General features: G+C 61.9%; 17 protein-coding genes. 9 read left to right on the plus strand and 8 right to left on the minus strand.

What is annotated here, in order from left to right; translation table 11 throughout:
* The first annotated feature begins 8 nt into the window (after positions 1-8).
* The 3 genes from typA (at position 9) to ppa (ending at position 3,221) form a co-directional block, all read left to right on the plus strand.
* The gene (gene typA, locus JL39_RS24160; RefSeq protein WP_037156742.1) at positions 9-1,826 is read left to right on the plus strand and encodes a translational GTPase TypA; all 1,818 of its coding nucleotides are present in this window, start codon (positions 9-11) and stop codon (positions 1,824-1,826) included.
* A gap of 200 nt (positions 1,827-2,026) precedes the next feature.
* Positions 2,027-2,533, plus strand: coding sequence for a GNAT family N-acetyltransferase (locus JL39_RS24165; protein WP_037156744.1), 507 nt, complete (start codon positions 2,027-2,029; stop codon positions 2,531-2,533).
* A gap of 151 nt (positions 2,534-2,684) precedes the next feature.
* A complete protein-coding gene (ppa, locus tag JL39_RS24170) occupies positions 2,685-3,221 on the plus strand; it encodes an inorganic diphosphatase (protein WP_037156746.1) in 537 nt (178 codons plus the stop codon).
* Between the two features lie 10 nt (positions 3,222-3,231).
* On the opposite strand, the gene JL39_RS24175 is transcribed toward ppa, so the two are convergent.
* Together JL39_RS24175 and JL39_RS24180 are read right to left on the minus strand one after the other, a co-directional pair.
* On the minus strand, positions 3,232-3,543 hold the full coding sequence (locus JL39_RS24175; RefSeq protein WP_037156748.1) for a DUF167 domain-containing protein: 312 nt from the start codon (positions 3,541-3,543) through the stop codon (positions 3,232-3,234).
* The gene (locus JL39_RS24180; protein ID WP_037156750.1) at positions 3,540-3,830 is read right to left on the minus strand and encodes a YggT family protein; all 291 of its coding nucleotides are present in this window, start codon (positions 3,828-3,830) and stop codon (positions 3,540-3,542) included. Before JL39_RS24180 ends, JL39_RS24175 begins: the two co-directional genes overlap by 4 nt.
* A 141-nt stretch (positions 3,831-3,971) precedes the next feature.
* On the opposite strand from JL39_RS24180, the gene JL39_RS24185 reads away from it, so the two are divergent.
* Positions 3,972-5,207: an MFS transporter gene (locus JL39_RS24185; protein ID WP_037156752.1), complete on the plus strand. Its 1,236-nt coding sequence runs from the start codon at positions 3,972-3,974 to the stop codon at positions 5,205-5,207.
* 14 nt (positions 5,208-5,221) lie between these two features.
* Here JL39_RS24185 and JL39_RS24190 read toward each other — a convergent pair whose 3' ends face one another.
* From JL39_RS24190 to hemC, 6 genes are all read right to left on the minus strand, one after another.
* Positions 5,222-5,992, minus strand: coding sequence for a glutamine amidotransferase (locus tag JL39_RS24190; RefSeq protein ID WP_037156754.1), 771 nt, complete (start codon positions 5,990-5,992; stop codon positions 5,222-5,224).
* Between the two features lie 12 nt (positions 5,993-6,004).
* Entirely contained in the window at positions 6,005-6,484 is a 480-nt protein-coding gene (locus JL39_RS24195; protein ID WP_037156756.1) for a TerB family tellurite resistance protein, read from the minus strand.
* 21 nt (positions 6,485-6,505) lie between these two features.
* Positions 6,506-8,125, minus strand: coding sequence for a heme biosynthesis protein HemY (locus JL39_RS24200; protein WP_037156760.1), 1,620 nt, complete (start codon positions 8,123-8,125; stop codon positions 6,506-6,508).
* A gap of 8 nt (positions 8,126-8,133) precedes the next feature.
* On the minus strand, positions 8,134-9,381 hold the full coding sequence (locus JL39_RS24205; protein WP_037157283.1) for a mitofilin family membrane protein: 1,248 nt from the start codon (positions 9,379-9,381) through the stop codon (positions 8,134-8,136).
* Between the two features lie 89 nt (positions 9,382-9,470).
* On the minus strand, positions 9,471-10,181 hold the full coding sequence (locus JL39_RS24210; RefSeq protein WP_037156762.1) for a uroporphyrinogen-III synthase: 711 nt from the start codon (positions 10,179-10,181) through the stop codon (positions 9,471-9,473).
* A gap of 4 nt (positions 10,182-10,185) precedes the next feature.
* On the minus strand, positions 10,186-11,115 hold the full coding sequence (gene hemC / locus JL39_RS24215) for a hydroxymethylbilane synthase (RefSeq protein WP_037157286.1): 930 nt from the start codon (positions 11,113-11,115) through the stop codon (positions 10,186-10,188).
* A gap of 84 nt (positions 11,116-11,199) precedes the next feature.
* On the opposite strand from hemC, the gene tsaD reads away from it, so the two are divergent.
* The 5 genes from tsaD (at position 11,200) to JL39_RS24240 (ending at position 14,752) form a co-directional block, all read left to right on the plus strand.
* Entirely contained in the window at positions 11,200-12,297 is a 1,098-nt protein-coding gene (gene tsaD / locus JL39_RS24220; RefSeq protein WP_037156764.1) for a tRNA (adenosine(37)-N6)-threonylcarbamoyltransferase complex transferase subunit TsaD, read from the plus strand.
* Positions 12,294-13,283 carry an NAD(P)H-dependent glycerol-3-phosphate dehydrogenase gene (locus JL39_RS24225; RefSeq protein WP_037156766.1) on the plus strand — a complete coding sequence of 330 codons (990 nt, stop codon included), beginning with the start codon at positions 12,294-12,296 and terminating at the stop codon, positions 13,281-13,283. Before tsaD ends, JL39_RS24225 begins: the two co-directional genes overlap by 4 nt.
* Positions 13,284-13,359: 76 nt before the next feature.
* Positions 13,360-13,653, plus strand: a complete 294-nt coding sequence (locus JL39_RS24230; RefSeq protein WP_037156768.1) for a YciI-like protein — start codon at positions 13,360-13,362, stop codon at positions 13,651-13,653.
* 8 nt (positions 13,654-13,661) lie between these two features.
* Positions 13,662-14,102, plus strand: a complete 441-nt coding sequence (locus JL39_RS24235) for an EVE domain-containing protein (protein ID WP_037156770.1) — start codon at positions 13,662-13,664, stop codon at positions 14,100-14,102.
* Between the two features lie 5 nt (positions 14,103-14,107).
* Positions 14,108-14,752, plus strand: coding sequence for a methyltransferase (locus JL39_RS24240; protein ID WP_037156772.1), 645 nt, complete (start codon positions 14,108-14,110; stop codon positions 14,750-14,752).
* The last annotated feature ends 305 nt before the right edge of the window (positions 14,753-15,057 follow it).

Genomic DNA, 15,057 nt, shown 5'->3' on the forward strand with positions numbered 1-15,057 from the left:
TCTTGAATATGGCACTTCGCAACATCGCGATCATCGCGCACGTTGACCATGGGAAAACGACCCTGGTCGACGAACTTCTGAAACAATCCGGTTCGTTCCGTGAAAACCAGCGCGTCGCCGAACGCGTCATGGATTCGAACGATCTGGAAAAGGAACGCGGCATCACCATTCTCGCCAAGGCAACTTCGGTTGAATGGAAGGGTGTTCGCATCAATATCGTCGACACGCCCGGCCACGCCGACTTCGGCGGTGAGGTCGAGCGCATCCTCTCGATGGTGGATGGAGCGATCGTGCTCGTCGATGCGTCCGAAGGCCCGATGCCGCAGACCAAGTTCGTGGTCGGCAAGGCACTGAAGGTCGGCCTTCGCCCGATCGTCGCGATCAACAAGATCGACCGTCCGGACGGCCGCCATGAAGAAGTCATCAACGAGGTCTTCGACCTTTTCGCCAATCTCGATGCGACCGACGAGCAGCTCGATTTCCCGATCCTCTACGGCTCGGGCCGTGACGGCTGGATGAACTTCAATCCGGAAGGCCCGAAGGACGAAGGTCTCGCGCCGCTGCTGGACCTCGTTCTCAGCCACGTTCCGGAGCCGACGGTCGAAGAAGGTCCGTTCCGGATGATCGGCACCATCCTCGAAGCCAATCCTTTCCTCGGCCGCATCATTACAGGCCGCATCGCTTCCGGGTCGATCAAGCCGAACCAGAGCGTCAAGGTCCTCGGCCAGGACGGCAAATTGATCGAAACCGGCCGAATTTCCAAGATTCTTGCCTTCCGCGGGATCGAACGCCAGCCGATCGAGGAGGCACAGGCAGGCGACATCGTCGCGATCGCCGGCCTCTCAAAGGGCACTGTGGCCGATACTTTCTGCGACCCCTCGGTCACGGAGGCCATGAAGGCCCAGCCGATCGATCCGCCGACCGTTACGATGTCCTTCATCGTCAACGACTCGCCGCTCGCCGGTACCGAAGGCGACAAGGTCACCTCGCGCGTCATTCGCGACCGACTTTTCAAGGAAGCGGAAGGCAATGTCGCGCTGAAGATCGAAGAAGCCGAAGGCAAGGATTCGTTCTTCGTCTCCGGCCGTGGCGAATTGCAGCTTGCCGTCCTGATCGAGACCATGCGCCGGGAGGGTTTCGAACTGGCCGTATCGCGTCCGCGCGTCGTCATGCACAAGGACGAGTCCGGCAACCTCATGGAGCCGATCGAAGAAGTCGTCATCGACGTGGATGAGGAGCATTCGGGCGTCGTCGTGCAGAAGATGTCCGAGCGCAAGGCGGAGATGGTCGAGCTGCGGCCTTCGGGCGGCAACCGTCTGCGCCTGCGTTTTTATGCTCCCACCCGCGGCCTGATCGGCTACCAGTCCGAATTGCTGACCGATACGCGCGGCACGGCGATCATGAACCGTTTGTTCCATGATTATCAGCCTTACAAGGGACCGATCGGCGGTCGCGTCAATGGCGTGCTTCTGTCGAACGGTTCCGGCGAAGCCGTGGCCTATGCCATGTTCAATCTGGAAGATCGCGGTCCGATGATCATTGAGCCGGGCGAAAAGGTCTACCAGGGCATGATCATCGGCATCCACAGCCGCGACAACGACCTGGAAGTGAACGTGCTGAAGGGCAAGCAGCTCACCAACATCCGCGCCGCCGGCAAGGACGAGGCAGTGAAGCTTACTCCGCCGATCCGCATGACCCTCGACCGCGCGCTCTCCTGGATCCAGGACGACGAGTTGATGGAAGTGACCCCGAAGTCGATCCGTCTGCGCAAGATGTATCTCGATCCGAATGATCGCAAGCGCTACGAAAAGTCCAAGATCGCTTGATTTCATAGCTGTTTTAACCTTCCCGAGCCCCGGCAGCGATGCCGGGGTTTTTTCTGTGTCTTCGCAGCGGCAAGACTTGTGACAAAGGTTAAAAACACGTTAACGTCTTCTCGTCGTCCACATGAAAGGTCTGTGGGCAAATCCTCCTACACCCAATGGTGAAATGGCGGATTGACCACGACAGGGCTTAAAGTAGCGTTATGAAAACGTTGTCGATCGATGTCCGCCGGGCGGAACCGGAAGACGCAAGAGCCATCTCGGAGGCGCACCGTGAGGCATGGACCCAGGCTTATGCCGGGCTCATTCCTTACAAGCCGCTCACGCAGATGCTGGAGCGCCGGGGCGAAGCCTGGTGGCGCAAGGCGACACGTGGTCCCGCGACGCTGCTGGTTCTTGATGTCGCCGGTGCCATTGCCGGTTATGCGACAATCGGGCTGAACCGGGCACGCGCCCTGCCCTATGACGGCGAGGTTTACGAAATCTACCTGCGGCCTGAATTCCAGGGGATCGGGCTTGGGAGACGTCTGTTTGGCGAAAGCCGGCGGTTGCTGAGATCGCTTGGCTGCGAAGGCCTTGTCGTCTGGTGCCTCGAAGACAGCGAGCATGCGGCGAGTTTCTTCCGCCGGCATGGCGGAGCGGATGTCGCTGAAGGCATGGAGGATTTCGGCGGCACGCAGCTTCGCAAGATCGGCTTCGTCTGGCCCTGATCGGCCGTACTGCTGCCACTTTCTTAATTTTAGCGTTTTCTAATTTTATAGCTGACGCCGGGAGTTAACAATCCTCCCAAAGCCTTGTTGCTTTGCAGCATGATTCCCGCTATCGACGGATACCTTTGTCGAACCTGACCCGAGGAAAAGAATGCGTATCGATGCGATTTCCGTTGGCAAGAATCCGCCAGACGACGTCAACGTCATTGTCGAGGTGCCGGTAGGCGGCCATCCGATCAAATACGAGATGGACAAGGAAGCCGGTGCGCTGATCGTCGACCGCTTCCTCTACACGCCGATGACCTATCCGGGCAACTACGGCTTCGTGCCGCACACGCTGTCGGAAGACGGTGATCCGATCGACGTCCTCATCTGCAATACCCGCCCGCTGGTTCCGGGCTGCGTCATCAACGTCCGGCCGATCGGTGTCATGGTCATGGAAGACGATGGCGGCAAGGACGAGAAGATTCTCGCCGTGCCGGTGCCGAAACTGACGCGCCGCTACGACAAGATCGCCAACTACTCCGACCTGCCGGAAATCACGCTGAAGCAGATCGAGCACTTTTTCGAGCACTACAAGGATCTCGAGCCCGGCAAGTGGGTGAAGATCGGCGGCTGGCAGGATGTCGGTGTTGCGAAGAAGCTGATCCTCGAGGCCGTCGATCGTTTCAATGCGCAGAAGAAGTAAGCTGGCAGGCTTATAGAAGCTTCTTGAGTTTCTCTTCCAGATCCTCCGGGTCGCCGTCGATCCGGAGGATTTTTTTGCGCGCAGTTTCGCCTGAAATGATCGAAATGGAGGATTTGGGAAGCCGGAACGTGTCGGCGATCAACAGGATCAGCGCCTTGTTGGCCTTGCCGTCTTCGGGAACCGCCGTGACGCGCGCCTTCAGGAAAGCCTCGCCGTCGGCCGCGATCTCAACGCCTTCGACAACATTGCGACCTGCATTCGGCGTCAGCCGGATTGCAAGCCTCAGGTGATCGGGATGCCTGCTGCAAGGGGTGTTGTTCACGCGACCAGCGGATAGATCGACGTCCACATCAGCGAACGGATGAAGAAGATGATCAGGAGCAGGATCACCGGGGAAATATCGATGCCGCCGAGATCGGGCATGAAGCGGCGGATCGGGCGGAGCGCCGGCTCAGTCACGTTGTAGAGGAAGCGGCCGATCGCGTCCACGAATTGGTTTCGTGAATTAATGACATTGAAGGCATAGAGCCACGAGAAGATGGCGCTGGCGATCAGCACCCAGGTGTAAAGGTTCAAGGCCAAATCGATGGTCTGAAACAGGGCGAGCATTCACGTCTCCATTTCGTTATTGACAGACATGTAGACATTGGCGAACTAACGGGCAAGTGCCGCACTTGGGCCTCATCCAAATCATGTTTAACGGGGGACGGGGACGATGCTGGTTTCCGGCTCCGCTGAAAGTGCTATTAAATGTCGATTTCCGCCTCTGGCGATCGTTTCGCCGCCTTCCGGCATTCATCCTATACGCGGTTTTTCTTCGCCCGCTTTCTTTCCGCCTTTTCGATCCAGATCGTCAGCGTCGCGGTTGGATGGCAAATGTACGACGAGACGCGCAATGCGCTCTATCTCGGCCTGATCGGGCTTTTCCAGTTCCTGCCGTCTCTGCTCCTGATCCTTGTCACCGGCTCGGTGGCCGACCGCTATAACCGCCGCGCTATCGTCGCCATCTGCATGGTGGTCGGAGCGCTCTGCGCCGGCGCTTTGTTGGCGCTGACCGTCACGCACACTTTTACACCCTGGCTGGTTTTCGCGATCCTGATCGTTTTCGGCATCGAACGCGCCTTCATGGGACCGGCGGTGCAGTCGCTCGGGCCGAATCTCGTGCCGGAAGAGGATCTGCCGAATGCGGTTGCCTGGAATTCCTCTTCCTGGCAGACGGCAGCGATCCTCGGCCCCGTGGTTGGCGGCCTGCTTTACGGCGTCAGTGCAGTCGCGGCCTACACCGTTGCCTTCGCCTTCCTGGTGCTGGCAGGCCTTTTCGTTTTCCTGATACCGAAACCGGCACAGAGGCGTTCCGCCAACAAGGTGAGCTGGGAGGAGATTCTTGCCGGCTTCCGCTTCATTTCCAGCGAAAAGATCGTGCTCGGTGCGATCTCGCTCGATCTCTTCGCGGTCCTGCTCGGCGGCGCGGTGGCGCTGATGCCGATCTTCGCGCGCGATATCCTGGAGCTCGGCCCCTGGGGTCTCGGCATGCTGCGGGCAGCTCCGGGAGTTGGGGCGATTGCGGTGGCAATATACCTCGCTTTCCATCCGATCCGCCATAAGGCGGGCCTTGCCATGTTCATCGGCGTCGGGCTTTTTGGCGTCGGCACGCTGATGTTCGGCCTGTCGGTAACGCCCTGGCTTTCTATCTCGGCGCTCATGCTGATGGGGGCGTCCGACATGATCTCGGTCTATGTTCGCGAGACCCTGATCGCGCTTTGGACGCCGGACGAGGTCCGAGGCCGCGTCAATGCCGTCAACATGGTTTTCGTCGGGGCGTCGAACGAGCTCGGGGAATTCCGCGCCGGCACCATGGCCTCGATCTTCGGCGCCGTGCCGGCCGTCGTCATCGGCGGCGTCGGCACGCTCGCGGTAGCGGTCATCTGGTCGCTCGGTTTCCCGAGACTCCGCAAGATCGACAGCCTGGAAGCACCGATGCGATAACGTTGCCAGCGGATTCAGCCGGTCTGCAGGGCCGGCTGGCGCACCGGCTTGCTCTTCCCCTCCGATGCAGCCGGACGATCGAAGACGATATCGAGGAAATTCCAGAGCCATTCCTTCAGCGGCGCGTCGAAGATCATCCGGCCCTCGAGATGCTCGCGGCCCTGCTGGGCGTTCGGCATGATGAAGCGATGCTCGCCATGCACGACCCAGCGCTGCATCATGGCGCGCGTCAGTTCCGCATGGAACTGCAGGCCCCAGGCGTTCTCGCCGTAGCGGATTGCCTGGTTCGGATAGGCATCGCCTTCGGCCAAAAGCTGGACGCCGTGCGGAACGTCGAAACCTTCGCGGTGGAAATGGTAGACCATTTTAGGCCAGTGCGTCAGCAGACGACCGTGCTCCGTCGGGCGCAAGGGATACCAGCCGATTTCGGTCAGACCGTCCTTGTCCGGCCCGACGCTGCCGCCCAGGTGCCGGATCATCATCTGAGCGCCGAGACAGATGCCGAGATAGGGTTTGTTTTCCTTGAGCGGCACGCCGATCCAGTCGATTTCGGCTTTCACGAAGGGGTCTGGATCGTTGGCACTCATCGGCCCGCCGAAGATCACTGCGCCGGAATGGCCTGCCATGGTTTCGGGCAGGGGATCGCCCAGGACGGGGCGACGGATATCGAGCGGAAAACCCTTGTCGATCAGCATCTGGCCCACGCGGCCTGAGGAGGAGCGCTCCTGGTGCAGCACGATCAGCACGGGGAGCTTTCCGGTACGACGGGAAGGAAGCATCAGCATCTTGTAATACCCTCAGTCTCCTCCCTGATCTCCTCCCGTTGCGCGCATCGCCGCCTGCTGGCGCTGCAGAACCCTGTCCCGCGCCGAGACGCCCAGAAGATCGGCGATCCTCCAGATCACGTGATCTTCGATCTCGCTTCGCTGACCGTCCGCGTAGACGATATCCCAAAGAATGCCGAGGAGCTCGACGCGATCGTTCTCGTCGACGAGATATCGTCTAAGATCGGAAGTAAAACGATAATAGTCAACCGCCTCGCTGCCGGCCTGATGACCAATCTCGATCAGCGCCTTCAGTCGTTCCTCGCTGAGGTCGTAGCGCTCGCGCAGCAGGTTGCGGAACTTCTGCTGTTCCTCCTCCGAGACGTTGCCATCGGCTTCCATGACCTGGAAACAGAGCGCGACGAAAGCGACCCGAGGATCGTCCGGCGCGAATTCCTGTGAGTGGTGCGGTGATGTGAGAGTGTGGAGAAAGGCCTGAATGCGGTCCAACATCTATATTCAGGCCCTCGCTTTCTAAAAGAGCCGGAGCCTTGTCGGAGGCTGCGCGGCATCGGGATCTTTCACACCCGGATCATCTGGCGGACGGCCGAAAAAGGGAACCGGCTCCTCCTCACTTTCCGGCGATTTTCCAGTCTTTGAGGTCACATTCCCGGGAGCTGGTGTTTTTGCTGCAACAGCTATTTCTGTCTGCGGGGGCTTCGCAGGTTCCGAGGAAGGGGAAACCGGCACGATGATCGGCTTGGACGGCTGTTCCACTCCTGTTTCCGGCCTGATTGCGGAAACAGGCGGCAGGCTGGCTATGGCTTCCTCGGCGGCGAGCGATCCTTCCTCGATCGGTCCTTCGAGCTGGCCGAACGGCGCCTTCCATTCGAATGCATCAAGCCGGCCGGTCACCAGCGAAAGCGGCAGCCACTTTTCCGAAACGAAGCCATCCGCAACCCAGGCGGGATCCCGCGGCGCACGCAGCGCCTGCGCCATCCAGTGGCGAACACGTCCTTGATCTCCGGTCTCCGCCTCCTCGATATCGGCCAGCAACAGATAGGCGGCCTCGCGGGAATCCATGCGAGCGGCGGCCTCTGCCTTGGCGCGCGCCTTCCGGAATTCATGCGCGTCGAGCGCGGCCTGGGCGACGGCCAGCAGGGACTCGACATTGTTCGGGCGGAGCGCTTCCAACTTCTCGGCACGCTTCAGGCGATCGGTCGTGCTGTCACCGCTGCGGGCGCGGACATAGGCGCGGGCAATGTCCGGATGCGGCCCGAGCTTCCAGACGCCTTCAAGAACAGTGGCAGCCTTGCGGACATTATCCTCGCGCAGCCAGGCCTTTGCGGCAATGACGGCGGCGGGCACGAGATCCTTGGCAAGCTTCAGGGCCGCCATGGCGTCGTCGCGGGCGCCTTTCGGGTCGCCCTCCAGCCGGTCGTCGGCCTTGGCGGTCAGCAGCACGGCCTTCCAGCGGTCGGCCTGATTCTTGTCGATGACGCTTGCTGCGCGTTGCTGATCCAGCAGGCGGATCGCATCCTCCCACCGGCCGGCCTGGCTGCGGGATTCCAGCGTCGCCTGTGCTGCCCAGGGCAGGTAGGGGGCGTGTTCCACGGCCTTTTCGGCATATTGCCGTGCGGCCTCGTTGGCTCCCAGCCGGCGGGCTTCCATGTAAAGACCCCGCAGGCCGAGTTCGCGGGTTTCCGGATCCTCCGCCATCGCCTCGAATTTCTGCCGCGCCTCGTCATGCTTGCCCTCGATGAGGGCGGTCTGGGCTTCGAGGAGGTGGATCAGCGGCTCCTGGTCGGCGCGCAGAAGGCCGCGGGTGCGGACACTCATCTTGCGGGCTAGCAACGCATTGCCCGCGCCGGCGGCGATCAGTCCCGTCGAAAGCGCCTGATAGCCGCGGTCGCGCTTGCGGGCGCGGAAATAGCGGCGGACGGAATAGGGCGAGGTCCAGATCACGCCGACGATCCACCAGAGAATCATCGCGGCTGCGACAAGCGCAACGACCATGGTGGCGGCAACCATGATGCTCGTCTCGATCAAGTGGTCCTGCCAGGTGATGGAGATGAGACCCGGACGATCGGCAAGCCAGGAGAAACCCCAGCCAAGGGCCAGCACGACAACGAGGAAAATGAGAAGTCTGATCATCTAGGGCCTCAGCCTTGAGTGCCGGCGACGGCACGCGTCAACGTTCCGCCCACGAGATTTTCCACCTGAATGCGAGCATCGAGTTTCTGCTTGAAGTCCCTTGAAATGGCCTTTGCCGGCTCCGGCAGCGCGTCCCATTCACGGGCGGAGGCCTGGAGGTTGCCGTTGCGCAGTCCTTCTTCCAGGCGGGCGACAATCGCCTCCGGCGTATCCCCCTGGACATCTCCGACGCGCCGCACCTTGACCACGGATATCGCCGATGACAGAAGCCGGTCGACGATGCCCTGGTTCGGGTCCGGCTGGACGACGGCTTCCAGCATGGCATCGGCCATGCGCGGAAACTCGCGCTGCAGGTCGGCGCGGGAGGGTACCCCGCCTGCGGCAAATTTCTGGAGATCGGCAACCGCCGGATCATCGCCGGCAACGCTCGCAAAGGTCTGGAGTTCGGTCTCGAACGACCCGCCGCGATCGATGGCCGCCTTCAAAGCCGCGGCGGCAATGGCGCGGGCAATTTGTTGTTCCGGGCCACGGTCATTGAGCCGGGTTTCAATTTCCTTGACCCGGTCTTCGACAGCCAGTCCGTTGCTTGCCGTCGATTCGATTGCCGAGCGCAGTGTGTCGACATCCGTCTTCATCGCGGCAAGCGCCTGTTCGGACACGCCGCCGACTGGAGCATTTGCCGAAGCTTCAAGGGCCGCGACGCGATCGGCAAGCGCCGTATCCGCAGCCGGCGAGGCCGGCCTGTCGCGAAGTGCCGCAACTTCCTGCCGCAGTTCTGCAAGTTCCGACGAGACGGGGGTCATGTCGACGGCCGGCGCACGCGTTGCTGCGGGCAGATAGCCTGCGTATTGCATGCTGCCGGCAAGGGCGAGTGCCACGATGCCGCCGAAAATTCCGGCCGCGACGAGGGTCGATGTGGCAGGGCTGGTGCGGGGATGCGGTGCAGGCGTCGGTTCCGGTTCCGGGGCTACGGTTGCGGATTTCGGCTCTTCCGGAATTTCGTCATCCTCGACGATCGGGGAACTCTCGGTGGTGGAGGGGGGCGCGACGGGTTCGTCCGTAATGTCGCCCTTTGCTTCCTGGGGCTCCACGGATGTCTCCGAAGCTTCCGCGACCTGTTCAGCGGACGTCACCGGTTCGTCGGTATCGTTACTGCGGACCGGCTCCGCGACTACATCCGATTCCTCGGCCGTCAGATCGATCGTGACCGGTTCTTTTTCTGCCTTCGACCGGCGGGGTGGTTTTTCCGATACCATCTCGACCTCTTTTTGCATGCGCTCACAGGAAATTAGTCGGTGGGTGAGTGGAAGGAAAGGGGCGGGCGGGATTTTGCCGCGGGCCGCGACTAAAGAAGGGCAAGAAGCCCGTCTTCGTCAGGGTGTTCAGCGATCTTGATGTTTCTGTGAAATTCATATGGCACGACCCCGGCGACGTTATCGCTGAGGCAGAGCATCCGCATGGCTGCCAGAGCCGCAGCGTGCGGCACTGCGAAATCAAAGAAGAGGCGCGCATTCTCGCGGGAATAAAGAAGCACTGCGTTGGCCGGCGGATCGAGCAATGCATGCCGGATAATGTCCTCATCATAAGCTATGGGTGACATCTCGTAGATTTCCGCCGTCACAAAAGGCACCTTCTTCGCATGCAATCCCTCCTCGAACTTCGGCGAGCGCGGTTTTCCAGCCAGATAGAGGAGGGGAGCGGCGAACTCCGGCGTGCGGCTTGCAATCAGTTCGGCGAGTGCGGCTCCGGTGCCAGGCCCGACGCAGATGTTTTGGAAGCCCGCTTCTCCCGCCGCCCTGGCGGTGGCATCGCCCACGACATAGAGCGTTTCTTCGAGATAGGGTTTAAGCCGATCCGCCCGCGCCGAAAGGACCCGGACGGCTTCGGCACTGGTCACGGCAAGCGCGGCATGTGGTTTATCGAAGGCATCTTCCGCCAAGTCCGCGCGGTGCCGTACTTTCGTCAGCGGCAGAAGAACCGGCTCATGGCCGAGGCCCCGCAGCCGTTCGGCCGACCGGCGGGCGGAGTTTTCCGGGCGGGTGACGACGACCCGCACAGGCTCAACTCCAGCCTTCGAAGAAATCGCTGCCTGCGGCTACGCGCACCGCTTCACCCGCCTTGCGGCCCAGTGTCTCGGCGTGCTCGCGGTGACCTTCCACCTCGATCGAATGCTCCTTCCCGCCGTCCGGCGTCAGGATAAGGCCGGAGAATTTCATGTGATCTCTCTCGCAAACCGCGTAACCGGCAATCGGCGTGCGACAGGATCCGTCCAGGGCTGCAAGGAATGCGCGTTCGCAGGAGACCGCGTCGTAGGTCGCCCGATCGTTGATCGCATCCAGCAGAGTATCGATGCGGGCATCGCCGATGCGGCTTTCGACGCAGATCGCGCCTTGCGCCGGGGCAGGGGGAAAGTCGGCCGGGTCCAGCAGTTCGGTGACGACGTCTTCCTTGGCAAGGCGTTTCAGGCCGGCATAGGCGAGAAGGGTTGCATCGACCTCCCCCTCTCTCAGCTTACGCAAGCGCGTGTCGACGAGGCCGCGGAAGGTGATGACGTCGATGTCCGGCCGGATGCGACGGATCAGCGCCTGGCGGCGGAGGGATGATGATCCCACGGTGGCGCCGTCGGGCAATGCGGTCAAAGTTGGTGCGGTGCGGCCGATGAAGGCGTCGCGGAAATCCTCTCGCGGCAGATAGGCGGCGAGCCGCAGACCGTCAGGCAGTTTGGTGGGCATGTCCTTGGAGGAGTGCACCGCGAAATCGAGATCGCCGGAAAGAAGTTGCTCCTCCAGTTCCTGGGTGAAGAGGCCTTTGCCGCCGAGCTCCGTCAGCGGCCGGTCGTTGATCCGGTCGCCGGTCGTTGACAGCACGACGATCTCGAACATCTCTTCCGGCAGGCCATGCGCGGCCATGAGCCGGGCGCGTGTTTCGGAGGCCTGGGCGAGCGCCAGCGGGCTGCCTCGCGTACCGATCCGAAAAGGTTTTGTTTGCATCCGCGTCATTCCGTTGTTACCGGAAGCTCTCGTAAACCTCTTTCTTCCAGCTCGCAATCAACGATGGGCAGTCAACGATAGGGCATGGCGACCTTTCTTCGCATCCTCGGCATCGAAACTAGCTGCGACGAGACCGCCGCAGCGGTGGTCGCGCGTCATGAGGACGGCCGCGGCGAAATCCTTTCCGATGTCGTGCTATCCCAACTCGACGAGCACAGCGTCTATGGCGGCGTGGTGCCGGAGATCGCGGCACGTGCCCATGTGGAGGCGTTGGACGGACTGGTCGAGGAGGCTCTTCACCGCGCCGATGTATCACTCGACGAGATCGATGCGGTTGCCGCGACCTCCGGGCCGGGCCTGATCGGCGGACTGATCGTCGGGCTGATGACGGCCAAGGCGATTGCACGCGCCGCCGGTAAGCCATTGCTCGCCATCAATCATCTCGAAGGCCATGCGCTGACGGCGCGGCTGACGGATGGCCTTTCGTTCCCCTACCTCATGCTGCTGGTATCCGGCGGTCATACGCAGCTCGTGCTGGTGCGCGGCGTCGGCGAATACGAGCGCTGGGGCACGACGATCGATGACGCGCTCGGAGAAGCCTTCGACAAGACGGCAAAGCTGCTCGGTCTGCCCTATCCCGGCGGGCCGGCCGTGGAAAAAGCCGCACAGAGCGGCGATCCGGACCGTTTCTCCCTTCCACGCCCGTTGGTCGGCGAGGCGCGGCTCGATTTTTCCTTCTCCGGCCTTAAGACTGCCGTGCGGCAGGCGGCGACCGAGATCGCTCCGCTTTCTGAACAGGATGTCGCCGATATCTGCGCCTCATTCCAGAAGGCGGTTTCCCGCACCCTGCGCGACCGTATCGGCCGCGGGCTGGCGCGTTTCAAGGAAGAGTTCGCCAATCTCGACGTCGATCCGGCTCTTGTAGTGGCTGGAGGCGTCGCGGCCAATCAGGAAATCCGCCGCACGCTGCAGGCGCTCTGCCTGGAGCATGGCTTCCGCTTCATCGCCCCGCCGCTTCGGCTTTGCACGGACAATGCAGCGATGATCGCCTGGGCGGGCCTCGAAAGGCTGGCGGAGGACTTTCCGGCTGATCCGCTCGATGTCGCGCCGCGCTCGCGCTGGCCGCTGGACAGGCAAGCCCAGACCTTGCTCGGCTCCGGCAAGCGGGGTGCCAAGGCATGAAGGGCCAGGAACGTATCGTCGTCATCGGTGCGGGAGCTTTCGGGACTGCTCTTGCGGCCGTGATCTCGCTGGAGGGCCGGTATCCGGTGACGTTGATAGGCCGCGACCCTGAGCTGATGAGCGACCTGCGTGAGGATCGCGTGCATGACGCAGCGCTTCCCGGCGTGCCGCTGCCGGATGCGCTGGAGTTTTCTGTCGAGCCGGATGCAATCAGCGAGGCGAGCCTTGTGCTTTTCGCCATGCCTTCCCAGGCGCAGGCGGATGCGGCACGGCATTATGGTCCCTATCTCGCCAAGGATGCGGCGGTGGTCATCTGCGCCAAGGGAATAGACAAGTCTTCGGGCAAGCTGCTGACGGAGGTGCTGGAGGCGGAATTGCCGCATCATCCGATCGCCGTTTTGTCCGGCCCCGGTTTCGCTGCCGATATCGCGCGCGGCCTGCCGACCGCCATGGTGATTGCTGCGGAGGACAAGGCTCTCTCGGAACGACTTGCAAACATGCTCTCGGGCCGCACGTTCCGGCTCTACGCCTCGACCGACCGGATCGGGGTGCAGCTCGGCGGTGCGCTCAAGAACGTGCTGGCGATCGCCTGTGGCATCATCGAAGGCGCGGGCCTCGGGGATTCGGCGCGTGCTGCGCTGATCTCGCGCGGGCTTGCGGAGATGTCGCGGCTCGTCGAGGCGATGGGCGGCAGGGCGGATACGGTGCGCGGGCTTTCGGGGCTCGGCGATCTGGTGCTGACCGGCACGAGCCATCAATCCCGCAACCTTCGCTTCGGCATCGCGCTCGGCAAGGGCGAGCTCGCGGAGACTGCCGGCGGTCCGCTGGTCGAGGGCTTTCATGCGGCTTCGGTCGCGGCCCGGCTGGGGGAAAAGTTCTCGGTCGAGCTTCCCGTGACCGAGGCGGTGGCGGCGATCATCGACGGGAAGCTCGATATCATGTCGGCCATGGAGCAACTCATGACACGGCCGATCAAAACCGAATAACAATTCTTTCGTGACCGCGCATCTTGCCCGAAAACCGCTTCCAACTTTTCGGGATGCGCTCTTAGGAGAAGACCCGATGCTGTTTGCCTTTCTCTGCACCGACAAGCCCGGCCATCTGAACGTCCGGATGGAGACCCGTCCCGCTCATCTCGAACATCTGAACAAGCTCAATGCGGAAGGCACGCTGAAGATGGCCGGTCCTTTCCTGGATGACGAAGGCAAGCCGAACGGCAGCCTGGTGATTGTCGAGGCCGCCGACATGGAGGCTGCCCGGACGATCGCGGAAGCCGATCCCTATTATCTCGCCGGTCTCTTCGAGAAGGTCGAAGTCAAACCGTACAACTGGGTCTTCAACAAGCCGGCGGAGTGAAGCGAGAGATGGCGTACTGGCTTTATAAATCCGAACCTTCTTCCTGGTCCTGGGAACAGCAGAAGGCGGCTGGCGCCAAGGGTACCGAATGGACCGGGGTGCGCAACTACCAGGCACGCAACAACATGCGTGCGATGAAGCTCGGCGACAAGGGCTTCTTCTATCATTCCAATGAGGGGCTTGAGATCGTCGGCCTCGTCGAGGTCTGCGCATTGTCGCACCCGGATTCTACCGCCAAGGACGATCCCCGCTGGGACTGCGTCGATATCCGCGCCGTGATGGACATGCCGAAGCCGGTGACGCTGAAGGACATCAAGGCCAACCCGAAATTCGAAAAGATGTCGCTCGTCACCTCGATGCGCCTTTCGGTACAGCCGGTGACGGACGAGGAATATTTCGAAATCTGCAGGCTCGGCGGTCTCGACAATCCGCCGAAGTCGCCGGACTGAGCGATTTGAAGACCGATCCCAGGACCTTCATCCTCGAAAACACCGATCTCATGCCGCCGCCGCATGTGCCGGAAATCCGTCTGCATCTGGCGAGCGAAGCGCATGAGCTCTGGCTGAAGACGGAAGAGGATCTGGACAAGATCGGCCTGCCGCCGCCCTTCTGGGCCTTCGCTTGGGCGGGCGGGCAGGGGCTGGCGCGCTTCATTCTCGACCATCCGGAAACGGTAGCCGGCAAACAAGTGCTGGACTTTGCGACCGGCTCCGGGCTGGTGGCGATTGCGGCGAAGCTTGCGGGTGCTGCGGATGTACTGGCTGCGGATATCGATCCCTGGACGGAAACTGCAGTCCGCCTGAATGCGGCGGAGAACGGGGTCGAACTTCGGTTCACGCGCGAGGACCAGGTTGGCAAGGCGGTTGATGCGGACGTGATCCTTGCCGGTGATGTGTTCTATGACCGGAATTTTGCCGGGGCGCTGATCCCCTGGTTTACGCGGCTCGCCGGTGAGGGGAGGCTGGTTCTGGTGGGCGATCCGGGGCGGAGTTATTGTCCCAAGGACCGCCTGGAGCAGCTCGCGGTGTATGACGTGCCGGTGACGCGGGTGCTGGAAGACAGCGAGGTAAAGCGGACGACGGTCTGGCGATTCCGGTAGGCACACCAGGACCATTCCCGCGCAGTCTCCTGCCGTGGTTTTCAAAGAACCGTCCGGAGAAGCGCACGCGAATGCGGAACCTCGGATTGTAGGTAATAAATTGGCTCCGCATTCGCGTGGCCTTCGGCGTTCTCTCGGGGTGTCCAGCCCCTACAGGTGATCATCTCGCCTCGCTGCGTGGCTTCATTCGCGGTCTCCTTTCGGGAAACCTTGCCACTTGCACGGCTATACCGAACCGGACATGGCTGTCCGGGGGAGGCTTGATAGGAGCAACCGCCTTTCGACATGCGCTCCATGGCTTTCAC

It is taken from the genome of Rhizobium sp. YS-1r (assembly GCF_000757525.1).
GTDB lineage: Bacteria > Pseudomonadota > Alphaproteobacteria > Rhizobiales > Rhizobiaceae > Neorhizobium > Neorhizobium petrolearium.